The sequence below is a fragment of the Bradyrhizobium sp. P5_C12 genome (assembly GCF_054049735.1).
In genome coordinates, this window is record NZ_JBFULU010000002.1 from 85493 (window position 1) to 107001 (window position 21509).

Sequence of the window (21509 nt, forward strand, 5' to 3'; positions counted from 1 at the left end):
CGCCCGACATGTCCCGCATCGCCGCAACAACCCCACTCAACCCTCCGGACCGCGCTTGATGAGCATTTCCAGACGACAGGCCTTGGGCAGCATTGGCGCTTCGATCTTTTCGCCTGGCATCCTCCGGGCGCAGGGCACGAGACCGATAACGATCGGTGAAATCAACTCCTACAGCAGCGCGCCGGCGTTTACGCTGCCCTATCGTCGCGGCTGGCAATTGGCGGTCGAACAGCTCAATGCGAAGGGCGGCCTTCTCGGGCGTGAATTGCGGGTCATCAGTCGGGACGACGAAGGCAAGCCAAGCGTAGCGATTCGCGCGGCGGAAGAGCTCGTGCGCAGGAACGGCGTCGATCTGCTGGCAGGCGCCTATCTGTCGAATGTCGGACTGGCGATCAGCGACTTCGCGCGGCAAAACCGGATCCTGTTCGTGGCGAGCGAACCGCTCACGGACGCCCTCGTTTGGGAACGGGGACATCGATATTGCTACCGGCTCCGGCCCTCGACATACATGCTGGCCGCCATGCTGGTGGAGGAAGCAGCCCAGCTGAAGGCGACACGATGGGCGACGATCTCCCCGAACTACGAGTATGGGCAATCGGCCGTGAAGTGGTTCATGCAGCTTCTCAGCCGCCGCCGTCCCGACGTCCAGTTCATTGGCAGTCAGTGGCCGCCCTTGGGTGCCATTGATGCCGGCATCGTCGTGAACGCCCTCGCTCAGCAGAACCCCGAGGCGATCCTCAACGTCACCTTCGGACCCGACCTCGCCAAGTTTGTTCGGCAAGGCAATGATCGCGGCCTGTTCGAAGGACGAAACGTCGTGTCGTTCACGACCGGTGAACCCGAATACCTCATTCCCCTCGGACAGGACGCACCGGAAGGCTGGATCGTGACCGGCTATCCCGTGACCGAGGCTCTGGGTCAAGCCAACAGCGCTTTCGTGTCGGCCTATTCCTCGCGCTATGGCGAGGCTCCCACGATGGGCTCCGTGGTCGGTCACGCGCTGATCAGCTCGATCGCAACTCCGATCGAGAAGCTCGGGAGCCTCGATACCGAGGCGATGGCCGACGGGTTTGGCAATGTCAGCTTCGAAACGCCGTTCGGACCGGCAACATGGCGCTCCATCGACCATCAGAGCACCCTGGGGACGTTTGTCGGCCGCACCACCGTCAGGGGCAACACGGGCGTCATGGTGGACTGGAAATATCTGGACGGCGGAACGATGTTTCCGCCGGATGCCGAAGTTCGCAAATTGCGCGCGTCAACATGAAACGCAGAGCCTCGCCTCGGGGCGACGCGTCACCCGTGCATTCGGCCGGAGCGCTTGGCGCAGTCCGGCGCGCGCTGTGCGTGCTGCAATAACTTCGCCTCAGCATCCCGGCGGCAGGATCGGCGACACCCCCGGCGTTGCCGCCGCACCTGACGCGTTGGCCGGCAACATTGTCGCGGGCGATGCCAGATTCATCGAGACCCCCTCTGCACAGCTCGAGCTGTTTGGACTGGGCACGATAGCGGCATTTGGATCGATGCCTGTGCCCCCAGCGCCGTTGGTGGCCGCCAGGATCGTACCAGGCGCCGGACTGGCGGCGACTTGCGGGATCGAGAGCGGCAGCGACGCGGCGCTCACTGCAAGCCCTCCCGGCGTCGAGCTGCATGCAACGGTCGTCCCCGTTCCCACCGGCGTCGCCGCGGCAATCGTGCCGGTGGCACTGCCGTTTAGTCCCGTGACAGGCAGTATCGGAACGATGCTGCCTAAGGTCGAGACACCCGTGCTCGATACGCTCGGCGTCAGCGGCATCGGCGTTGGAGGCGTCGATGGCGGAGCGCAGACGACCACCGTGCCCGGTGTCGCCGGATCCGAGGCGAGCGGAACGGGCGCCAGCGTCGTATCGGGTGCGCCCGGCTCGGTCGTTGCGGAAAACGGGCCTGGACTATTGAGCGGCGAGGTGACGATCGCGCCCGGCACCGTCGGAAGGCCCATCGCCGTGGTGCCCATCGTTGCGACCTGCGCCTCGCCCGGAGCGCAGCCCGACAGCAGAACGATCATCGTTGCGAGCACGATCCGCATCTAGCTCACCTCGGTCTTGCGGATGGCGACCTTGCTGCCCTCCGTCAGATTCACCGTCGGATTGAGCACGACCTGGTCACCGGGCTGCACGCCGTCGCGGACTTCAACCTCGGTGCCGAAATCGCGCGCGATCGAGACCTTCTGCAAATGAACGGTACCGTTGCGGACGACCGCGACATGAAGTCCGTTCTGGTCGAAGACGAGTGCATCGGCCGGGATCGTCATCGACGGCGTCCTGCGTGGAATCGACAGCTCCACCGTGCAGTAGATGCCGGGATTGAGCGCCCCGTCCGGATTGGGCACGTCGATCTCGGTCAGCAACGTCCGGCTTCCCGGCTGCAACGCGGTTGCGATGCGTGTGACTTTCCCCGGAAAGGTCCGGTTCGGAATCTCGGGGACGTGGATTTCCGCGTCGACGCCGGGTGCTACTCCGAAGGCCTCGTCCTGCGGCACGAAGACCTGGGTTCGGATCACGTTGGAATGCATCAGCGTGAACATAAAGGTCGACCCGGACTGCACCAGGCTGCCATTGTCCACGTTGCGTTGTGTGATCACGCCGTCGAACGGCGCCACCACGCGCTGGTAGGCCTTCTCCTGCTGAAGAACGCGAATCTGCGCTTCCTGCGCCGAGATGTTCGACTGGGCCACATTCACGGCGGCCTGCTGCGCGCGCAGGGTGAGACGATCGTTGTCACCCTGCTGCGCCGTCAACCAGCCTTGCTTGACGAGATTGCTGTCCCGCGCATTGGTGACATCGGCGAGCTCCCGGCTTGCTTGCGCCTGCTGCAAGGCTGCCTGGTTCTGGGCCAGCGTCGCCTGTGCCTGCGCGATCTGCTGGTCGAGTTCCGGAGCGGTGATTTCCGCGAGAAGATCGCCCTTCTTCACGCGATCGCCGATATCCACGTAGCGCTTTTCGATATAGCCACTGGTCCGCGCGAAGATATTCGCCGCCTCGAACGCCGTCGTCGTCGCCGGCAGCGTGACCTTCATCAGGTCGCCGCTGGGCCGGACCGCGGCCACCCGAACCTCCGGAATGGCCGTTCTCGCCTGCTCCGCCACTGCGGCGACCTCACGCGCGGCCTGATAGTGCCGCCAGCCTCCAACGCCGAGACCGCCGGCGAGGAGCAGAAGCATGCCTCCTCCGAGCAGCGCGCCGCCATAGCGGCGTTCCGGCCGCGAGCTCTTGCCGGGCAGCTCCACGATCCGGCAGCTCTCGCCATCAGGCCGGTTCTTCACGTCGTCGCCATCGGTCCGCGCGCGAACGTCGGTCATTCCGGTTGCTCCTCGAATACGCCGTGGTGAGGCTTGCCATCGTTGCCTTTGCGCAGCATGGCAAAGAGGTAGGGCACGATCAGCAATGTCGTCGGGGTCGCGAACAGCAGTCCGCCGATGACGGCACGTGCGAGCGCCGCATTCTGCTCCTCGCCCGCACCTCCTATCGCCATCGGGATCATGCCCACGATCATCGCGGCGGCGGTCATCAGGACGGGACGGATCCTCGTGCGGCCTGCGCTCAGCGCCGCCTGGAACGCAGGGTGTCCCTTCAACTGTTGTTCGCGCGCGAAGGTCACGAGCAGGATGGAATTCGCGGACGCGACACCGACCGCCATGATCGCTCCCATCAGCGAGGGCACGTTCAACGTCGTTCCGGTGATGAACAGCATTGTCACGATGCCGCAGAGGGTTGCCGGCAGCGCCATGATGACGACGAAGGGATCGCCGAAGTTCTGATAGTTCACGACCATCAGCAGGTACACCAGGATGGCGGCAAACAGCAGTCCGATTCCCAGATCGCGGAATGACTGATTCATGCTCTGGATCTGCCCCAGAACCTGGATCGAATTGCCCGGCTGGAGCTGCTTTTGCAGAGTTGACGTCACCTTGTTGATATCGGCCGCCACGCCGCCGAGATCACGGCCCTGGACGCTGGCGTAGATGTCGAAGACGGGCTGCACGTTGGCCTGGTTCGAATTGGTGGGAACGGTCCCGCGCTTGAACGTCGCGACATTGCTGAGGAGGCCGGGCACTGTCTGCCCGCTCGCGGCAACCGAGGCCGCCACCGGCGTGTTCCCCAAGGCGTTCAGCGAGTTGGCCCTGTACTCGGGCGTCTGCACCGCCAGATAATACGGGATGCCCGACGTCGGATCGGTCCAGAAGTTCGGCGAGACCTGGGCGGATGAGCTGAGGCTGACGTTGATATTGGTCGCCACCGTGCTGGCGTTGAGCCCCAGCTGCGCGGCCCGGGTCCGGTCGATATCGGCGTAGAACGCCGGGGCGTCGACTTCCTGCTGGAGATGCGCATCGACGACGCCGGGAATTGTGGCGAGACTCTTCTGCAGTTCCTTTGCGACGGCCAGGTTGTTGGTGCCGTAGCCGACGGTGCGGACGTCGATCTGCGCTGGAAGACCGAAGTTCAGGATCTGCGTGACGATATCGGCCGCCTGGAAGTAGAAGGTGTCCTCGGGGAATGCCGCCGGCAGCACCTGGCGCAGCTTCTTCACATAGTCCGCGGTCGGCTTGTGCCCGTCCTTGAGCGACACGAGAATGGTGCCGTCATTGACGCCGATCGTCGAGCCGTCGGCGAATGCCAGGTTGTAGGAACGCGCCGGAAGCCCGATATTGTCGACGATCAACGCCCGGTCCCGCTCGGGAATGACCTCGCGGATCTTGTCTTCGACCGCCTGAAAGATCCCCTCCGTACGCTCGATGCGGGTGCCGGCAGGCGCGCGGACGTGGAGCTGGATCTCGCCTCCGTCGATCAGCGGATAGAAGTCCCTGCCGACATAGGCGAACATGACGGCTCCGAGAGCCAGCACCAGCACGGCAATGACGGGGACGACGGCACGACGCCGGAGCAACGTCGTCAGGAGATCGGAATAGCCGTCGCGCAGGCGCTCGAACCCGCGCTCGAACATGGCCGAGGCGCGCGAGAAAATGCCCGACGGCGTCTCCCCCTTGGCAGGATGCCGCTCGCTCTTCAGCAACAGACCGATGGTGATCGGCGTCAGCGTCCGCGACAATCCGTATGACGCCAGCATCGCGAACACCACCGCCAGACCAAGCGGCGTGAAGAGGTATTTGGCCGGCCCTTCCAGGAATACGACCGAGGTAAACACGCAGCTGATCGCCAGCGTGGAGACCAGCGTCGGCACCGCGATTTCGGCCGCGCCGTGCAGGGTCGCCTCCGACAACGGCATGCCCTCCTCGGTCCACAGCCGATGCGTGTTCTCGATCGTCACCGTCGAATCGTCGACCAGGATGCCGACCGCGAGCGCAAGCCCGCCGAGCGTCATCGTGTTGAGGGTCTCGCCGAGAAAATACAGCACGACGAGCGAGGACAGCATCGCCAGTGGAATTGAGATCATGACGACCAGCGTCGACCGCCACGATCCGAGAAATACCAGAATCATCAGCGCGGTGAGGCCGGCCGCGATTCCGCCTTCGCGCAGCACGCCATCGACCGAATGGGTGACGAAGACCGACTGATCGAACAATTCGCTGATCTTCAGGCCGGGAGGCGCCGACGCGCGAATCGATGTCAGGGCCTTCTTGACGCCGTTCACGACGGCAAGCGTGGAGGCGTTTCCGTTCTTGATCACGCTGAGCAGAACGGAACGGTGGCCGTCCTCCCGCACGATATTCTGCTGGACCTGCGATCCGTCGCGAACCTGAGCGACATCCTTCAGGAGGATGGTGGCCCCGTTTGCGAACTTGACGGGGATCATGTTGAGATCCTTGATCGAGGCCGGCGTCGCGTTGGTTCTGACGGTGTACTGGGTGTCGCCGATCTTCGCCGTGCCTGTCGGCAAGGTCAGATTCTGGGTGTTCACGGCGTTGACGATGTCGAGCGGCGTCAACCCACGCGACAGAAGCTTGTTCGGATCGATGTCGACCATGATCTGGCGATACTTGCCGCCCGCGGGCGTGGGCAGGGTCACTCCCGGAACGGGAGCCAGTTGCTGCCGGACGCGATAGATCCCGAAATCGTATAATTGCTGCTCGTTCAGGCTATCGGACTGCAGGCTGAGCTGCAGCACCGGCACGCTCGAGGCGTTGAACTGCACGATGATCGGCGGCTGAATGCCCGGCGGCATCAGCGCGCGGATGGCGTTGGTCGCCGAGACGATCTGCGCAATCGCGAGATCGAGATTGACGTCCGGCTGAAAGTAGATCTTCTGAACCGACAGGCCGTTGAGCGTCTGCGCCTCGATGTTCTTGATGCCGGTGACGTTGGCGCTGATCGAATACTGGCTGTAGGTGCTGACGCGCTGCTCCATCTCCGGTGTCGAGAGACCCGTGTAGCTCCAGATGACCGTGACGACGGGGATACGGATCTCCGGAAAGATGTCCGTCGGCATCGACCACACCGCGATGCCGCCGAGAAACAGGATCAGGGCCGCCAGTACATAGAATGTGTGCGGAAACCGCAGAGCAAAGCGAACAATTCCCATGATCGTTTCCGTCTGGAGCAAGTCGCGCTAGATCTTTGAACAGATGACGATGGAGGGCCATCCGTGCAAATGAAAACGAATTCATGGGCTCCAGGGCGGGCGGAGTGCGCTCCTGCGAACCATCACCGTTTCTCGATCGCTCAAGGAGCGGTGAGCTCCCTCGACCTTGGGCTCGAGATACCGTCTGGGCGCGTGCCGGCCGCGGAAGAGGATGATGCGCGCCCGCTGCATCGGGAGACGCGCGCAGCATCCTGCGCGGCCAGAATCGCGGCCCGCCTGACCTTGGCAAAGGCGCGGGTCTCGATCTGCCGAACCCGTTCGCTGGAGATCGAAAGCTCGCGGCCAAGCCGATCGAGCGTGACGGCGGGTTCGGCCAACCGCCTCGCCTTCAGAACGTGAAGCTCACGCGCCGTGAGGACATCCAGCGCGATGCGCAGGGCGCTGGTGCGACGCTCCATCTGATCCTGATCGGCGAGAACCGTCTCGGCATCGATCGCGCCGTCGACCAGGGACGCCTCCCAATCGGCTCCGTCCTCGTCGCCTCCAACGCGCGCATTCAGCGACAGGTCGCCGTTCAGGCGGGTATCCATCTCGATCACGTCACGCGCCGTGACGTCGAGGTTCGCGGCGATCACCTCGGCGACCTCCGGGGTGAGCCGCGCCATCTCGCCGCCCGTGGCCTTCCTCATCTCGCCGCGGAGCCTGAAGAACAGCTTCTTCTGGGCGGCTGTCGTGCCGATCTTGACCAGCGACCAGGACCGCAGGATGTATTCGTGAATGGATGCCTTGATCCACCACAGCGCATAGCTGGAGAACCGCGAGCCACGACCGGGTTCGAACCTTGACGCCGCGATCACGAGCCCAAGATTCGCTTCCGCGATCAGATCTGCCAGCGGAAGGCCGTATCCCCTGTAGCCTCGCGCCACCTTGGCAGCGAGCCGGAGATGGCTCGTGACCAGCACGTTCGCTGCGTCTCGATCCCGCCTCTCCTGCCAACGTCGTGCAAGCTGCTGCTCCTGAACGGGCTCAAGCAGTTCGTAGCCCCTGATGGCCGCGGAATAGGCGCTGAGAAAGGGGACGGACGGGGCTCTGCCCGGTACGGCCGCGGCATTGTTCCTGGTGAGCTCGTGGCGGGTCTGCATCTGTTACGTCCACATTCGAAACCGGCAAGCCGACTCTAAGAGGCCTTCGAACGAAGGCGCGACTGAATTGGGCTTAACAAACCTGAATTCGCGTTCAAACATTCGGCCCCGTCCCGGCGTTCGGCGCAGCGCGCGTCGTTTGAGTCATCACACCTGGCTCGCGTTTGCGTGAAGCGAGATCCGAGACCGGGATGCGGCGGCTTTGGTCGCTCCTCCGGTCCGGGCGAGGATCTCGATCCGCCCTCCAGGGGCCGGACGGATGATCAGCTGAAAGCCATGCAGCTTGACGATGGCAGCCACCAGGCTCAGTCCCAAACCAACTCCCGGCGTGTTGCGCATCTTGTCGGAGCGATAGAATCGCCGCAGCACCGCTTCGCGCTCCTGCTCGTTGATGCCGGGCCCGGTATCGCTCACGCGCACAAGCGCGGTCTTGTCGTCCGACACGAGTTCGAGTCTCACCTTCCCGCCCGTGGGCGTAAACTTGACGGCATTGTCCACGAGATTGGCGATCGCCTCGAACAACAGATCCCGATCGCCCCGCACCCGCGCGGTGCGATCGATGACGACGCCAAGTTCGATGTTCTTGTCTTCGGCGATGGGCTCGTAGACGTCGCACACTTCGCGCAGGATCTCGTCGAGCGCGACGTCGCCGAACCCGGCCGTGCGGCGGCCGTTCTCGATTTCGGCCAGGCGCAACAGCGCGGTAATGATCGCGAGCGACTGGTCTATTCCGGCGATGGCCTTGTCGGTGACCTCCTGGAGCGCCCCCAGCGTGGCCGCGTGCGTCCGCCCGCGCTCCAGCGCCAGCCGGACGCGCGTGAGCGGAGTTCTGAGATCATGGGCGATATCGTTTCCGACACCGGCAAGGGCGTTGATCATCGTCTCCATCTCGTCGAGCATGCCGTTGACGATCCCGGCCAGTCGCGCGAACGGATCGTCTACATTGTCGAGTGGCAGGCGCTCGCGCAGATCCCCGGCAACGATCCGCTGAACCCGCTGGTTCACCTGCTCCACGCGTCTCTGGGCGCGGACGCTCAGCCACGCGCCGGCCAGCAGGCAGAGACAGAATGCCGGCAGGAGGCCCAGCGCGAGCGCCTGCCCCACGACACTCGATATCTCGCGCGTCTCATCGACGTTCCTGCCGATCACCAGGATCTCGCCGTCGCCCAGACGCCTGCCTGCCGCCCTGACGACCGGATCACGGACCGTCGATTGCCCGCTTCGGGCAAGCCGCACGCCGCGCACCGATCCGCCGAGCGCGAGATCTCGCGGCAGGCGCTCGATGTTGCCGGCAAGCCTCGCTCCGGCAGCATCGAACAGTCCCGCATATTGCACGCCTCTGGAATCCTGTCCGAGATGATCCGAGATCACATTGACACGGCGGTCCGATGGCAGCCCGGCCATGAAGTCGATCTGCGCGACGATCATGCGGTCGGACCGGGCGATCAGGTAATCATCGATCTTCCAATAGATGAACGCGAACAAGCCGACCACGAGCAACGCAAACGCCGCCGCCACCGCCAGGGCCCAGAGGAACGTGTTCGAACGAATGAACTGAATCTGGCGCATTGCTTCGAGGTCCGATATTCGCGCAAGCTCTGCTCCACGATTCCAGGGACGCCGCGGCGGCTATTGGCGCACGCGCAGAATGAACCCCGAGCCGCGAACGTTGTGGACGAGTTGCACCTCTCCGGGACCATCGACCTTGTGACGAAGCCGGCCCATATGCACATCGATCAGATTCGTGGTTGCCGGAACGAACTTGTAGTTCCAGACCTCTTCGAGCAGCATCGCGCGCGTCAACAACTGGTCGCTCCGGCGCATCATGTATTCGAGAAGGCGGAATTCGCGCGGCAACAGGTCGATCTCGCGCTCGCCTCGCCTCGCGGTCCGCTCGATCAGATCGAGCTCCAGCGGACCCGCGCGCAATGTGGTTTCGCGGCTGTCCATCGGACGGCGCAGCAATGCCTCGATCCGGGCGACGAGCTCGATGATCGCGAACGGCTTGGTGAGATAGTCGTCTCCTCCCACACGCAATCCGCGTACCCGATCATCGACCGCGCCGAGCGCACTCAGGACCAGCACGGGCGCCCTCACCTGGTCCTTGCGCAGGGCCTCGATGACGGTCAGCCCGTCCATTCCGGGCAGCATGCGATCGACGATCAAGGCATCGGGACACGCTGAACGCGCCTGGTCGAGACCGTCGATGCCATCAGGGGCCCATTGAACCTCGAACCCGCGGTCGCCAAGTTCGGCAACGATCGCCTCGGCGGTTTCGGCGTCATCCTCGATCAGAAGAATCCGCGCCATTGTCCTGGCCTTGCGTCCTGCGGGGCGTTTCGGCCCGCGACGGAGAAGCATGGGCTCAGCGGTCCGCGACGTCATCGTCAATGCCCGCCGGTTCTGAACGCGCCGGGCTGCGAAGGCATGCCAGGGACCGCTGGCTCTCCGACGAGGTAGTCCCAGGGAGAATGGAGCACCACTAAATAGCGATTCAGGAAGCCGGGAAAGCCGGGCGACAGCGCCGGTGCGGCGGCGATGCGGCTTGCTGTCGTCGTGATCATCTTCTGTCTCCGTTCTGAACCGCGTTCTACCGGAGATATGTCCTCGACGGGTTCGCTGTTACTCCCGAAGCCAGCGGGCATTGCGAATTCGCACGATCGTGTCCGCCGTCCCGCTCCGGTTCACACGCCGTTGAAGCCGAGTGAGCAATTCGTGCGTTTGATCGCGCCTGGGTCGTCCACACCTCCATGAGCAGCCGGCTTCATCGGCCTGCTGTCATCAAAGGAGAAGCCATAATGACCACGCTCAAGTTCCTGTCGACGGGCCTGATCGCGATCGCCGTGCTCGGAGGACCCGTCATGGCCCGTGAACACCATCACGTCGCACGACAGCCCAGCATGGAAGCCGATACGGTCGCGGCAGACACGCCCTTCTATCAGGGAGGATATCAGGGAGCCCGCGCCTGCGTTCCCGCGCCGCGCGTCGGAGCTTTTGCGACGGCGCCATGGACCGGCGACAATGTCCCTTGTGAGCCGGGCACGGGCAGCTTCTGATCGCTGCAACATTTCGGCCGGCCGGGCGCCTCGGTCGGCCGCTCCGCAACGGCAGGGACGGGCTGGAATGTTCAGCCCGTCCCTTTCCAACGCCGCAACCACCAGCGGCGGATCGCTTCCCGACCGGCGGCGCGTCGTTCCTGACATTGATTTCAGTGGGATTGTCGCCCGCCGCTCCTATCTTCCTTTCATCACAGGACTTGGCGACGGCACGACGCTCAACCGGACTGCACGGACCGCCGGGCCTCGACACGAAAGGAGTGTCCCATGAAACGAATGATGATGGTTCTGGCAACAGCGGCGCTCGCCTCGACTCTGGCGGTCGGCGCGGCCGAGGCGCACGGCGGCGGTGGCGGCGGCCATGGAGGCTTTGGCGGCGGCGGTTTCGGCGGCGGGCATATGGGCGGCATGGCGGGTCATGCGGGAGGATTCGGCGGAGGAATGCACGCCGGCACGTTTGGTGGCGGAGATCATGTCGGCGGCGGCGACCACTTCGCCTTTCACGGCACAGGCTTCGGCCAGCACGCATTCCATCATTATGGTCGCTATCGGCCCGGATATGGCTTCTATGGCGCCTACCCGGATTGCTACGATTGGTACGACCTGCATCCCGACCAGCCGTTGCCGCTAAGCTGCAGCTAGTTTGCGCGCGCGGCGCTTCGCCTTTGGCGGGCTCTGGCCGGCACTGATCCGGGCATCGTCGTGCTCGTGATGGTGCCGGCCATCATCCGCGCGCCAAATCATCGCTGTCGCCGAGACAGCCCGCGGTTCTCAACGCCAGCTCAAGTGCGCGTTGCTCGATCGGCGTCACCGCCATCTGCGGCGGACGGACCGCGTCACAGTCGAGCCGCCCGAGCAGCTTCAGGCAGGCCTTCAGCCGCGCCGAGGCACGTCCGCCCGGGCCGTCACGATAGATTGCCCTCGCCAGCGGATAGAGCTTTTCATGCACGGCGCGCGCCTGCATCCAATCTCCGGCCTCGGCCGCTTTCCAAAGCTCGACCACAAACTCCGGCGCGACGGCAGCAAGGCTGACCTGGCTGCCCGCCGTTCCGATCATGTAGCTCGTCAGGAGGTGCTCGTCGCCTGAGCTGAGCACGGTGAAGTCCGGACGCCGCTTGCGGATCGATCGCAGGTTCTGCTCATAGGCGGCGACCTCCCAGCTCCCCTCCTTGATTGCCACGAAGCGAGGGTCCGCCACCAGGTGCTCCAGAAGCGGTGGCGCATAGGCCATCGCGCCCGCGCCGACGGGGGCGGCGTAAAGCATCAAGGGCACGGACGTCGCGTCGCGGACACGACGGTGGTGCTCGATCACGCAGCTGTCGGCGTGGGCGAGCGCCCAGCTGTTGGGAGGAAACACCAGGAGCCCTTCAGCTCCGGCCCGCTCCAGCGCGGCCGCTTCTCGCGCCGCCTCGAGACTCGATTCGTGGTTGACCCCCGAGACGATCAGACAGTCCCTGGCATGCTCGCGCGCGACCTCCACGACACGCCGCTTCTCGGCCAGGGACAGCACAAAGTTCTCGCCGGCATGGCCGTTGACCAGCAACCCATTGATGCCGGGCACGGATGCCACCGACGCGATATGCGCTGCCAGCGCCGGCTCGTCGATCGCAAAATCGGACGTCATCGGCACGATGGTCGCGGCGTGGATGCCGCAAAGGCGAGCGCTGAACGATGGAACCGTCTTGGTCACGACCGATGCCGCCTGAGATCAGTGAATGATCTGGTCGAGGAACGTCCTTGCCCGCTCGGACTTCGGATGATTGAAGAACTCCTCCGGCGCGGCCTGCTCGACGATCTTCCCCTCGTTCATGAACACGATGCGGTCCGCGACCTCGCGGGCGAAACCCATCTCGTGGGTCACGCACAGCATGGTCATGCCCTCCTCCGCGAGCTTCTTCATGGTCTCCAGAACCTCCTTGACCATCTCGGGGTCGAGCGCCGAGGTCGGCTCGTCGAACAGCATGATCTTCGGCCGCATGCACAGCGCGCGCGCGATGGCGACGCGTTGCTGCTGGCCGCCCGAGAGCTGGCCAGGAAACTTCTCGGCCTGATCGGGAATCCGGACCTTGGTCAGGAAATGCATGGCAAGCTCCCTGGCTTCCCCCTTCGTCATGCCGTTCACGGTCATCGGCGCCAGGATGCAATTCTCCAGCACCGTCATGTGCGGGAACAGGTTGAAGCTCTGGAACACCATGCCGGTGTCGCGCCGGACCGCATCGATATTCTTCTGCTGACGGTCGAGCTCGGTGCCGTTGACGTAGATCAGCCCCTCATCGTGCTTCTCGATATGATTGATGCAGCGGATCAGCGTCGACTTGCCCGAGCCGGAGGGACCGCAGACCACGATCTTCTCGCCCTTGCCGACCTTGAGGTCGACCTCGTTCAACGCGGTGAAGTCGCCATAGTGCTTGTAGACGGCCTCCATGCGAACCGCAGGCACCTCGCGCAATTGCGGCTCCACCATTGCGCCGTCGGCACCACGAGCCGCATTCATCGACATCTCGCTCATGCGCGGGCCTCCACGCTTGTCTGTGCAACCGGCGCCCTTGCCGCAACCCGCCGGGATTTCGCAGCGCTCGATCGACCAAAATGCTTCTCCAGCCGGCGCTGAACCGCATCCCAGACCGAGGTGAGGATCAAATAGTACGCCGTTGCAGCGGCATAGACTTCGAGGATCTGAAAGTGCTCCTGCATCAGCATGTCGCTGCGGCGCATGAGCTCCTCGACCGAGATCACTGACGCCAGCGAGGTCGCCTTCAAGAGCGAGTTGATGGAATTGCCGAGTGGCGGGATCATCAGCCGAAACGCCTGCGGCAGGGTGATGCGCCGGAACGTCACCCATGGCGACAGGCTCAAGGCCCACGCGGCCTCCCGCTGCCCCGCCGAGACGGCCATGAAGCCGCTGCGGACGATCTCGGCGAGATAGGCGGCCTCGTTGAGGATCAGTCCGACCAACGCGCAGGTGATCACGGAGAACTTGATCCCCAGCTGGGGCAAGCCGCTGTAGATCACCACCAGCTGGATCAACAGCGGCGTGCCGCGAAAGAACCAGACGTAGAACCGCGCCGCGCCGGACAGCAATGGATTCGACGACATCCGCAGGAGCGCGATGCCCATGCCGAGAATCAATCCGCCGACGACGGCCGCCACCGTCAGGCCGATGGTGACCAGCACACCCTTCATCAGGAAGTAGTTGAAGAAGTAGTTGACGGCAGCCGTCGGACTGAAATGGCTCATCAGCGTATCTCCGTAGGTATCAGACCGGACCGGGGCCCGCGATCGCAAGCGGCTGATCGGCCGGCAGGCTGGTCAGGCCGAACTTGTCGAACAGTGCCTGGTAGCTGCCGTCGGCGCGCATGGTGTTGAGCGCCTTGACGACGGCATCGACCACCGTCTTGTTGCGGAAACCGAGCGTGGTACGCGCCGTGCCGAGGCCGCTCAGCACCTCCTTGACCCGCCCGCGGCCGACGAGATCGCGCGCCACGCTGTCGACCAGCAGCGCGTTGTCGACCTGTCCGGCGAGCAGCGCACTCACGACGTTGGTCGCCGTCGGGAACGTGCGCATCTCGATAGCGGGCCCGCCCTTTGCCACGTTCGCATCGCTGAGTTTCTTGAGCCAGTTCATCTGGTAAGTGCTGACCTCGACGGCGGATGTTTTCCCGATCAGGTCTCCTTCGGTAGCAATTTTTGTGCCGCTATCGGGCGCAACCACGACCGAAATGGCCTGAATTGCATAGGGCACCATGTACATCAGCTTGGAGCGTTCCTCGGTCCAGAACATTCCCGTATCGATCCCGTCGATGCGGCCCGCGGCCATGGCCGGTATCATGGCCGGAAAATCCATCCGGACGAGTTCGACCGGAAGACACAACCGCTTGCCGAGCTCCGCGGCCAGTTCCACGTTGAGGCCCTGCAGCTGGCCGTCCTTGTCGACGAATTGCTGCGGCGGATTGGTGGGGTTGATGGAGAGCTGCAGCTTTCCGGGCGCGATCAGATTGTCGTTGGTGATCGCGGGCGTGCACGCGGCATGCGCGGCGGCGGATGCGAGAACGAGTGCGGCAGCGGCACTCAAGCGAAGCAGTGTCGAGAGCATGTGATACCTCCAGTAAGACGCCAATGACCGATGCAGTTCCTCGTCCGGCTTTCCCCTCAATGTTCTTGGATGCGGCCGGCCGGATCTCGCGACACGGCAGGCAGCATCGTCCTTGATCCCCTCAAGCCGGTCCCGACATCGGCTTGAGCTGAATACGCGCGAAATTCTTCACCAGGGATTCGAACGGGCCGAATCCCTTCACCTTCAGGAACTCCGGCGTCTCGAACGCCCACCGTCCCGCGACTTCGTACATGGCCGCGTATTTCGGTCCGTCGCCGACCGAGACGAAGCGTTTTGCGGACAGCCAGCCGGGACAGGCGAGCAGATCGGGAAAATGCGTCTGCTCGTACCAGGCGTTGAACGCAGCCTCGTGCTCGGGGTCGATGTCGACGCGCACGATGTGGATGAAGGTCTCGTCCGGCATGAGCGGCCCTCACGCCAGACGAATGTCGCCGGCCGCGCGTGCAGCGCCGACCGTCGTTGCAATGGCATCGCACAGCGTTGGCAGAACCGGCAGCAGCGGCGGCCGCGGATCGGCGTTACCGATCAAGCCAAGTGCTTTCAGCCCGACCTTCATGCGGGTGTGCATGTCCATGATCGGCGCCGGGCCGTAGATGGCCCGGACGATCGGATAAAGCCGCTCGTTGACGGCGCGCATCGCCTTGAGATCGTCGGCGAGCGACGCCTGCCACAGCGCAATGAACAGATCCGGCGCCAGGCTCACGAGGCCGGACAGAATACCGTCGCCGCCGATCGCAAGCTGCGGCAGGAACCAGTTGAAGTTCGACGGCAGGATCGCAACGGATGGATCGGCCAGCCTCACCGCGCGCCGGTTCTCGTCATAAGCAAAGATGGTGTCGCTGCCTTCCTTGATGGCGATGACGCTGTCGAGCGCTGCGATCTTTGCCAGCGTCTCCGGCGAATAGCCGAATCCGGACGCCAGCGGATACTGGAAGATCGACACGGGAATGCCGATGGCGGAGCTGACCGCCTGCACGAAGGCGACCGGCGCGCGCGAGGTCGCCGATGCCCCGCCGCCGAGCGGCGCCGGTGGAAACAGCACCGCGCATTCGGCACCCGCTTCCTCGGCGAGCTGCGCCTGGTGGATCGCCTCCGCGGTGGAGTGCGCGATGATTCCGGCCAGCAGCGGTTTCTTGCCGATATGCCTGCGCGTCCGCTCGATCACCGCCTGGCGTTCTTCGTCCGAGAGCGATCCGCCCTCGCCTGCGTGCCCGTTGACGAACACCGCCGCGACACCATCCGGGCACGCGCAATAGTCGAGCACGCGTGCATAGCCATCCCAATCGATGGAGAGGTTGTCGTTGAACGGCAACACGGTCGCCACCGTGATGCCGCGCAGGTCAGGTTTTCTCATCGGCTCGCTCATGACGGTTTGCGCCGTGGAAATTTCAGGCTCGCGCGCGCTTTCAGCACTTCGAGGCCGGTCTCGTTGCGCGCGCTTGCCTCCCATATGATCGTGCGGGTCTCGTCGTGCTGCTCGGCAATCCAGACGTCGAAAGTGAGCGTGTCGCCATAGAACACCGGCCCCGTGAACCAGAACCGATCCTCCACCGACACGCCGATCGTACCGACCAGCTCGCTGGTGAGAATGCTGGTGCAGAGGCCGGCGACCATGATCCCCGGCGCCAGCCGGCGTCCGAACCGCGTGGCGCCGGCGTAGACCTCATCGACATGGACGGGACCGAAATCACCGGTCGCGGCGATGTAGAGCGCGCCGTCAGCTTCGGTAATGGTCTTGCTCAGGCTGACCCTGTCGTTCACCTTCAGCTCGTCGAAGGATTTCGGCTCGTACATGGCTCAGCCCCTGGCAAAGGGAACGAGCGTCGCGGTGCCGTCCACGACGGTCGCGCCGGAAGGCGACAGCGTGCAGGTGATGCGGCAGACCGCCTCGTCACCGGCGACAGAGACGATTTCAGCCTTCGCCTCGACGGAATCGCCGACGATCACCGGCGCGGAGAAGCTCAACGCGATGCTGCCGATGCGCCGCGCGGGTCCGCCGAGCTGGCTGAGGCAGGTCGTGGCGAGGCCGCCGACCGCAAGTTCGAACGCAACCATATTGGATGCGCCGGCCTTCCTGGCGCGAACGGCGTCGACATAGAGACCGCCAAGGTTGCCGCTGATGCCGGTGAACATCGCCTGCTCGGCCACCGTCATGGTCTTGCGGAACGAGAACGCCGCACCGGTCTTCAGGGGAGCGAGAGAGGTGGTCATCGGGGCTCCTACAGTCTCAGGCCGTTCTTGATGGTGCTGCGCGCGACGAGCATGCGATGAATCTCGGAGGTGCCGTCGTAGATCCGGGTGACGCGGGCATCGCGGTACATGCGTTCCAGCGGCAGGTCCTTGCTGAACCCCATGCCGCCGAACACCTGGATGGCGCGGTCGACGACGCGGCCCTGCATCTCGGATGCCGCGACCTTGATCATCGAGACCTTGTCACGCGGCTCCAGCCCTTGGTCGATCTCCCAGGCGGCGTTCATCACCATCATCTTGACGCCAAAGATCTCGGTCGCGGAATCGGCGATCAGCTTCTGCACCATCTGGAAATCGCCGATCGCCTGGCCGAACTGGCGGCGCTCCGCGGCATGCTTGCGCATCATCTCGAGCGCGCGCTGCGCCATGCCCACGGCGCGCGCGCCGATATGGGCAAGGCGGATCTGGAGCACGCTCTGCATGATCAGCTTGAAGCCGCCCCCGACCTCGCCGAGCACCGCGTCCTTCGGGATGCGGCAATCCTTGAAGCTCAGCTCGGCATGGCCATAGCCGCGATGGCCCATCATCGGCTGGGTGCGCGCGACCCTGAAGCCGGGCGTGCCGCGATCGACCAGAAACAGCGTGATGCCGCCGCGCGCGCGCTTGTCCTTGTCGGTCAGCGCCATCACGATCACATAGTCGGCAATGTCGCCGTCGCTGATGAAATGCTTGGTGCCGTTGAGCACCCAGGCGCCGCCATCGAGATGTGCCGTCGTGCTGATCGCCGCCGCATCGGAGCCGGCGCCCGGCTCGGTGATCGCCATGGCGCAGATCTTGTCGCCCTTCACCGTCGGCAGCAGATAACGATCGACCTGCCCGTCCTTGCAGGCCATCAGCATCGGATAGACCTGGCCGAACACCCGGCGGATCAGCGCATCGGAAGTCTTGCCGAATTCTTCTTCGACGAGGCAATGCTCGACGCAGGACAGTCCGCCGCCACCGACGCCGGCCGGCATGTTCATGGCGTAGAGGCCGAGCTTCTGTGCCTTGGCCTTGGTGACCGCCAGAGCGTCGGCGGGCACTGTGGCAGTGCGTTCCACCTCGTCCTCGAGCGGCTGCACCTCCGTTTCGACGAAGCGGCGGACGGTATCGACCAGGAGGCGGGTATCCTCGGGGACTGAGAAATCGATCATTGCGCGACTCCCACAGCCTTGCCGGCAACCATGGCGTCGATCTCGGCGGCGGCGTAACCGGCTTCGCCAAGCACCTCGCGCGTCTGCGCACCTAACCGCTGCGGCACCAGCCGCACCTCCGGTGTCTGGCCGTCATAGCGAGCGGGATGCGCGACCATCCGGATTGGCGCGCCCCCTGCACTCTCGGCGCTCTTGAACACGCCGAGATGCTTGAGCTGGGGATCGGCCTCGAGGTCGCGATAGTCCTGCACCGGCGCGTGCCAGATCCGCGCCGCTTCAAGCGAGGGCAACCAATCGGCAGTCGGCTTCTGTTTCAGACGCGCCGCGACGATCCGTGTAATCTCTTCACGCTGCGAGAAGCTGTCGGCCTCGCCAAACCGCTTCAACTCCTCGCAGTCGAGCCCTGCCGCGAGCGCTTTGGGCGCCGCCATGGAGATCGCGAGATGGCCGTCGGCCGTCGCGTGAATGCCGTACGGCCCGGGGCTGAACCAGGCCGCGATACCAGCCGGCCCGCGCGACGTCGGCGATGGCGCACCGTTCAGCCACGCCGTCAGCGGCTCGACCTGGAGATCGATGGCCGCCTGATAGAGGTTGACCTCGACGAGCTGCCCCTTGCCTGTCTTGGTCCTTGCGAACAGCGCCGCGAGAATGCTCATGGCATAGAGCGAGGCCGCGTGCTGATCGACGATCACGGCGCCGACGGCGGTCGGCTCGCCGTCGGCACGACCGGTCCGCATGACCAGACCCGACATCGCCTGAAGCAGGAGATCCTGGCCCGGACGGTCCTTGTAGGGCCCTTCCGATCCGAAGCCGGTCGCCACCGCGTAGATCAGGCCCGGGTTGATGGCCTTGAGCGTGTCGTAGCCGAGGCCGAGCTTGGCCATGGTGCCGGGCCGGAAATTTTCCATCACCACGTCGGCGATCGCGACGAGCTTCTTCACGGCGGCAACGCCGTCGGGATGCTTGAGATCGACCGCAAGGCTTCGCTTGTTTCGTCCCGTCGCGAGATGATTAACGCTGTCGCCTGCGACGAAATGATTGGCGACCGCCCAGTTGCGCTGAAACGCGCCCTCGATCGGCTCGACCGCAATGACGTCGGCACCGAGATCGGCGAGCGTCTGTGCGGCCAGCGGCCCCGCGAGGTAGTGGTTGAAGCTCAGGATCTTGACGCCATCGAGTAGTTTCATCCGGTCACACCATGCTTAGCGCGCGCGAGCCGTGCGTTCGAAACGTCCCGGTCGCAACGCAATGTCTTGCGCCAGCGTAAGCTGCCGCTTCGACCACCGACAACATCGCGATCAATTATTTTGCGAGCCAAGTTGATAACCGAAATCTATGATGCACATTCACATCGCTCACCAATGATCGGACCATCGTCATGAACCTTCGGCAGCTGGAAATCCTGCGAGCAGTGATGCGGACGCGCTCCACGGTCGCGGCGGCGCAGGATCTCGGCATGTCGCAACCGGCGGTCAGCAACGCCATCAAGCACGCCGAGGCCGCGCTCGGCTTTCTGCTGTTCGATCGCGTCAACAAGCGCATGACCCCGACACAGGAAGCGCAGATCCTGCTCGCCGAAGCCGAGCCGCTGTTCCTGATGCAGGACCTGATCAACCAGACCGCGGCGCACCTGCGCGCGGGCCGCAAGGGCCGCATGCGGATCGTCGCCACCTCGGAATTGTCGGAATCGCTGCTGCCGCAGGTGGTTGCGCGGTTCTGCCGCGATCATGGCGGCGTCGAGATCTCGCTCGAGACGCAACGGCTCGATAATCTGCTGGAATATGTCGAGACCGGAATCGTCGACATCGGCTTCGCCATGGAGCCGCACCCCCGCCAGACGCTGACCTGTCTGCCGCTGGCGCAGCTCGACATGGTCTGCGCCTGCCCTGCCGACAGCCCGCTGGCGCAGCTGAGCTTCGTCAGCCCGACCGATTTGCGCAACACGCCGCTGATCAATGCCCGCACCTCCAGCCGCATCAGCAGCCTTATCCAGGACGCCTTCCGCCGCAGCGCCGTCAATTACGCCCCCGCCATCGACGTGCGCTTCATGAACGTCGCCGGGCATTTCGCCGAGGAAGGACTGGGGGTCACGATCATGGATGAGCTCACGGCGTCCTCGAAGCGCTATAGCCGCCTCAGAAGCGTGCCGTTCAAGCCGAAGACGGAGGTCACCGTGTCCGCCATCGTGCCGTCGGACCGCATGCAGCAACGGCTGACGCTGGCCCTGGTCAAGCATGCCCGCGAAGAGATCGCGGCCCGGCTCGCGGCATCGAGGCAGTGATGCGGTCATCCGGTCGCCCTTGAAACAGCTGCCGCATTCGGCCAAGCCAGGCCAAAGCGCTTGACCAGCGCAAGCGCGGCGGCGTCCTGCACGGCCGGCAATGGCAGGCGCGGCGGACGCGGATTGCCATTGGCAAAGCCCATGTGGCCGAGCAGCGCCTTGGTGCCGGCGACATAGGCCTGGCCGCCGACGAACTCGATCAGCGGCAGATATTTCAGGTAGAGCTCGCGCGCGTCCGTGATCGCGCCGTCATCGGCGACGAGGCTGAAGATGCGCGCCATCGCCGACGGCACCACGTTGGAGGCAACCGCCACCCAGCCTTGCGCGCCTTCGACAAAGGATTCGAAGCCGAGGATGCCGCCGAACACGGTCATCTTGTCGCCGCAGAGGCGGATGATGTCGCGCACGCGCGTCACCTCCAGCGTCGACTCCTTGATATAGAGGCAGTTGTCGATCTCGGCGAGGCGGGCCACCAGCGGCGGCCTGAGGTCTACATTGGCCGTCGCCGGGTTGTTGTAGACCATGATCGGCAGCGAAATCGCATCGGCCACCGTCTTGTAGTGATGAACGAGCTCGTCGTCGGTCGGGGTCGAATAGAACGGCGGAATGATCATCACGCCGTCCGCGCCCAGATTTTCAGCACGGCGGCTGAGACGCACCACCTCGCGCGTGTCCTCCGCGCCGGTGCCGATCAGCACCGGGACGCGTCCTGCCGCCTGGCTGATGACGATCTCCGCAACCAGCGCTTTCTCGTCGTCGTCCAGGGACAGGAATTCGCCGGTCGAGCCGAGCGGGATCAGCCCATGGATACCCTCCGCGATTTGCCAATCGACGAAGGCACGCAGGGCCGCGACATCGACGCGACCGTCCGGCGTGAACGGCGTGATCATGACGGTGTAGGTGCCGCGAAAACTCTTCATCAGGGAACTACCAGGCGATTGGAACAACTCACGTGACGGCGATGTCTTGCGGAATAACCGCAAGACGACTGCAAACGATTGCAAGACTGGCTCTGCA

General features: G+C 64.4%; 22 protein-coding genes. 5 read left to right on the forward strand and 17 right to left on the reverse strand.

Translation table 11 applies throughout. From position 1 onward, the window contains the following. The first annotated feature begins 58 nt into the window (after nucleotides 1-58). Complete coding sequence (locus tag ACXJMY_RS01995; RefSeq protein ID WP_456617635.1) at nucleotides 59-1267, forward strand: ABC transporter substrate-binding protein; 1209 nt, start codon at nucleotides 59-61, stop codon at nucleotides 1265-1267. A gap of 256 nt (nucleotides 1268-1523) precedes the next feature. Continuing rightward, nucleotides 1524-2069: a hypothetical protein gene (locus tag ACXJMY_RS02000; protein ID WP_456617636.1), complete on the forward strand. Its 546-nt coding sequence runs from the start codon at nucleotides 1524-1526 to the stop codon at nucleotides 2067-2069. Here ACXJMY_RS02000 and ACXJMY_RS02005 read toward each other — a convergent pair. From ACXJMY_RS02005 to ACXJMY_RS02030, 6 genes are all read right to left on the reverse strand, one after another. After that, a complete protein-coding gene (locus ACXJMY_RS02005; protein ID WP_456617637.1) occupies nucleotides 2066-3337 on the reverse strand; it encodes an efflux RND transporter periplasmic adaptor subunit in 1272 nt (423 codons plus the stop codon). The genes ACXJMY_RS02000 and ACXJMY_RS02005 overlap by 4 nt on opposite strands. Next, nucleotides 3334-6516 carry an efflux RND transporter permease subunit gene (locus ACXJMY_RS02010; RefSeq protein WP_456617638.1) on the reverse strand — a complete coding sequence of 1061 codons (3183 nt, stop codon included), beginning with the start codon at nucleotides 6514-6516 and terminating at the stop codon, nucleotides 3334-3336. The genes ACXJMY_RS02005 and ACXJMY_RS02010 overlap by 4 nt, the downstream gene beginning before the upstream one ends. A 140-nt stretch (nucleotides 6517-6656) precedes the next feature. After that, nucleotides 6657-7658: an RNA polymerase sigma factor RpoH gene (rpoH, locus tag ACXJMY_RS02015; RefSeq protein WP_456617639.1), complete on the reverse strand. Its 1002-nt coding sequence runs from the start codon at nucleotides 7656-7658 to the stop codon at nucleotides 6657-6659. 147 nt (nucleotides 7659-7805) lie between these two features. Next, nucleotides 7806-9227: a sensor histidine kinase gene (locus tag ACXJMY_RS02020; protein ID WP_456617640.1), complete on the reverse strand. Its 1422-nt coding sequence runs from the start codon at nucleotides 9225-9227 to the stop codon at nucleotides 7806-7808. 60 nt (nucleotides 9228-9287) lie between these two features. Next, nucleotides 9288-9968, reverse strand: coding sequence for a response regulator transcription factor (locus ACXJMY_RS02025; RefSeq protein WP_456617641.1), 681 nt, complete (start codon nucleotides 9966-9968; stop codon nucleotides 9288-9290). Between the two features lie 77 nt (nucleotides 9969-10045). Next, entirely contained in the window at nucleotides 10046-10222 is a 177-nt protein-coding gene (locus ACXJMY_RS02030; protein ID WP_456617642.1) for a hypothetical protein, read from the reverse strand. Nucleotides 10223-10456: 234 nt separating this feature from the next. Here ACXJMY_RS02030 and ACXJMY_RS02035 point away from each other — a divergent pair, with 234 nt between their 5' ends. Together ACXJMY_RS02035 and ACXJMY_RS02040 are read left to right on the forward strand one after the other, a co-directional pair. After that, entirely contained in the window at nucleotides 10457-10714 is a 258-nt protein-coding gene (locus tag ACXJMY_RS02035; RefSeq protein ID WP_456617643.1) for a hypothetical protein, read from the forward strand. 267 nt (nucleotides 10715-10981) lie between these two features. Further along, nucleotides 10982-11356, forward strand: a complete 375-nt coding sequence (locus ACXJMY_RS02040) for a hypothetical protein (RefSeq protein ID WP_456617644.1) — start codon at nucleotides 10982-10984, stop codon at nucleotides 11354-11356. Nucleotides 11357-11438: 82 nt separating this feature from the next. On the opposite strand, the gene ACXJMY_RS02045 is transcribed toward ACXJMY_RS02040, so the two are convergent. From ACXJMY_RS02045 to ACXJMY_RS02090, 10 genes are all read right to left on the reverse strand, one after another. Then, entirely contained in the window at nucleotides 11439-12404 is a 966-nt protein-coding gene (locus ACXJMY_RS02045; RefSeq protein ID WP_456617645.1) for a dihydrodipicolinate synthase family protein, read from the reverse strand. 18 nt (nucleotides 12405-12422) lie between these two features. Further along, the gene (locus tag ACXJMY_RS02050) at nucleotides 12423-13223 is read right to left on the reverse strand and encodes an amino acid ABC transporter ATP-binding protein (protein WP_456617646.1); all 801 of its coding nucleotides are present in this window, start codon (nucleotides 13221-13223) and stop codon (nucleotides 12423-12425) included. Then, nucleotides 13220-13951: an amino acid ABC transporter permease gene (locus tag ACXJMY_RS02055; protein WP_456617647.1), complete on the reverse strand. Its 732-nt coding sequence runs from the start codon at nucleotides 13949-13951 to the stop codon at nucleotides 13220-13222. The genes ACXJMY_RS02050 and ACXJMY_RS02055 overlap by 4 nt, the downstream gene beginning before the upstream one ends. A gap of 19 nt (nucleotides 13952-13970) precedes the next feature. Continuing rightward, the gene (locus ACXJMY_RS02060; RefSeq protein ID WP_456617648.1) at nucleotides 13971-14807 is read right to left on the reverse strand and encodes an ABC transporter substrate-binding protein; all 837 of its coding nucleotides are present in this window, start codon (nucleotides 14805-14807) and stop codon (nucleotides 13971-13973) included. A gap of 121 nt (nucleotides 14808-14928) precedes the next feature. Next, nucleotides 14929-15231, reverse strand: coding sequence for a hypothetical protein (locus tag ACXJMY_RS02065; RefSeq protein WP_456617649.1), 303 nt, complete (start codon nucleotides 15229-15231; stop codon nucleotides 14929-14931). A 9-nt stretch (nucleotides 15232-15240) separates the two neighbouring features. Continuing rightward, nucleotides 15241-16182: a dihydrodipicolinate synthase family protein gene (locus ACXJMY_RS02070; RefSeq protein WP_456617650.1), complete on the reverse strand. Its 942-nt coding sequence runs from the start codon at nucleotides 16180-16182 to the stop codon at nucleotides 15241-15243. Nucleotides 16183-16190: 8 nt separating this feature from the next. After that, nucleotides 16191-16622, reverse strand: a complete 432-nt coding sequence (locus ACXJMY_RS02075; RefSeq protein ID WP_456617651.1) for a MaoC/PaaZ C-terminal domain-containing protein — start codon at nucleotides 16620-16622, stop codon at nucleotides 16191-16193. A 3-nt stretch (nucleotides 16623-16625) separates the two neighbouring features. Further along, the gene (locus tag ACXJMY_RS02080) at nucleotides 16626-17039 is read right to left on the reverse strand and encodes a MaoC/PaaZ C-terminal domain-containing protein (protein WP_456617652.1); all 414 of its coding nucleotides are present in this window, start codon (nucleotides 17037-17039) and stop codon (nucleotides 16626-16628) included. An 8-nt stretch (nucleotides 17040-17047) separates the two neighbouring features. Further along, nucleotides 17048-18211 (reverse strand): acyl-CoA dehydrogenase family protein, encoded by a 1164-nt coding sequence (locus ACXJMY_RS02085; protein ID WP_456617653.1) that lies wholly within the window; start codon nucleotides 18209-18211, stop codon nucleotides 17048-17050. Beyond that, nucleotides 18208-19398 (reverse strand): CaiB/BaiF CoA transferase family protein, encoded by a 1191-nt coding sequence (locus tag ACXJMY_RS02090; RefSeq protein ID WP_456617654.1) that lies wholly within the window; start codon nucleotides 19396-19398, stop codon nucleotides 18208-18210. Before ACXJMY_RS02090 ends, ACXJMY_RS02085 begins: the two co-directional genes overlap by 4 nt. A 191-nt stretch (nucleotides 19399-19589) precedes the next feature. On the opposite strand from ACXJMY_RS02090, the gene ACXJMY_RS02095 reads away from it, so the two are divergent. Beyond that, complete coding sequence (locus ACXJMY_RS02095; RefSeq protein WP_456617655.1) at nucleotides 19590-20492, forward strand: LysR family transcriptional regulator; 903 nt, start codon at nucleotides 19590-19592, stop codon at nucleotides 20490-20492. A 5-nt stretch (nucleotides 20493-20497) separates the two neighbouring features. On the opposite strand, the gene dapA is transcribed toward ACXJMY_RS02095, so the two are convergent. After that, nucleotides 20498-21415, reverse strand: a complete 918-nt coding sequence (dapA, locus tag ACXJMY_RS02100; protein ID WP_456617825.1) for a 4-hydroxy-tetrahydrodipicolinate synthase — start codon at nucleotides 21413-21415, stop codon at nucleotides 20498-20500. Between the last annotated feature and the right edge of the window lie 94 nt (nucleotides 21416-21509).

Coding starts and splice junctions, on each gene's coding strand:
- ACXJMY_RS01995 (WP_456617635.1), top strand. CDS start 59: ATGAGCATTTCCAGACGACAGGCCTTGGGCAGCATTGGCGCTTCGATC.
- ACXJMY_RS02000 (WP_456617636.1), top strand. CDS start 1,524: ATGCCTGTGCCCCCAGCGCCGTTGGTGGCCGCCAGGATCGTACCAGGC.
- ACXJMY_RS02005 (WP_456617637.1), bottom strand. CDS start 3,337: ATGACCGACGTTCGCGCGCGGACCGATGGCGACGACGTGAAGAACCGG.
- ACXJMY_RS02010 (WP_456617638.1), bottom strand. CDS start 6,516: ATGGGAATTGTTCGCTTTGCTCTGCGGTTTCCGCACACATTCTATGTA.
- rpoH (WP_456617639.1), bottom strand. CDS start 7,658: ATGCAGACCCGCCACGAGCTCACCAGGAACAATGCCGCGGCCGTACCG.
- ACXJMY_RS02020 (WP_456617640.1), bottom strand. CDS start 9,227: ATGCGCCAGATTCAGTTCATTCGTTCGAACACGTTCCTCTGGGCCCTG.
- ACXJMY_RS02025 (WP_456617641.1), bottom strand. CDS start 9,968: ATGGCGCGGATTCTTCTGATCGAGGATGACGCCGAAACCGCCGAGGCG.
- ACXJMY_RS02030 (WP_456617642.1), bottom strand. CDS start 10,222: ATGATCACGACGACAGCAAGCCGCATCGCCGCCGCACCGGCGCTGTCG.
- ACXJMY_RS02035 (WP_456617643.1), top strand. CDS start 10,457: ATGACCACGCTCAAGTTCCTGTCGACGGGCCTGATCGCGATCGCCGTG.
- ACXJMY_RS02040 (WP_456617644.1), top strand. CDS start 10,982: ATGAAACGAATGATGATGGTTCTGGCAACAGCGGCGCTCGCCTCGACT.
- ACXJMY_RS02050 (WP_456617646.1), bottom strand. CDS start 13,223: ATGAGCGAGATGTCGATGAATGCGGCTCGTGGTGCCGACGGCGCAATG.
- ACXJMY_RS02055 (WP_456617647.1), bottom strand. CDS start 13,951: ATGAGCCATTTCAGTCCGACGGCTGCCGTCAACTACTTCTTCAACTAC.
- ACXJMY_RS02060 (WP_456617648.1), bottom strand. CDS start 14,807: ATGCTCTCGACACTGCTTCGCTTGAGTGCCGCTGCCGCACTCGTTCTC.
- ACXJMY_RS02065 (WP_456617649.1), bottom strand. CDS start 15,231: ATGCCGGACGAGACCTTCATCCACATCGTGCGCGTCGACATCGACCCC.
- ACXJMY_RS02070 (WP_456617650.1), bottom strand. CDS start 16,182: ATGAGAAAACCTGACCTGCGCGGCATCACGGTGGCGACCGTGTTGCCG.
- ACXJMY_RS02075 (WP_456617651.1), bottom strand. CDS start 16,622: ATGTACGAGCCGAAATCCTTCGACGAGCTGAAGGTGAACGACAGGGTC.
- ACXJMY_RS02080 (WP_456617652.1), bottom strand. CDS start 17,039: ATGACCACCTCTCTCGCTCCCCTGAAGACCGGTGCGGCGTTCTCGTTC.
- ACXJMY_RS02085 (WP_456617653.1), bottom strand. CDS start 18,211: ATGATCGATTTCTCAGTCCCCGAGGATACCCGCCTCCTGGTCGATACC.
- ACXJMY_RS02090 (WP_456617654.1), bottom strand. CDS start 19,398: ATGAAACTACTCGATGGCGTCAAGATCCTGAGCTTCAACCACTACCTC.
- ACXJMY_RS02095 (WP_456617655.1), top strand. CDS start 19,590: ATGAACCTTCGGCAGCTGGAAATCCTGCGAGCAGTGATGCGGACGCGC.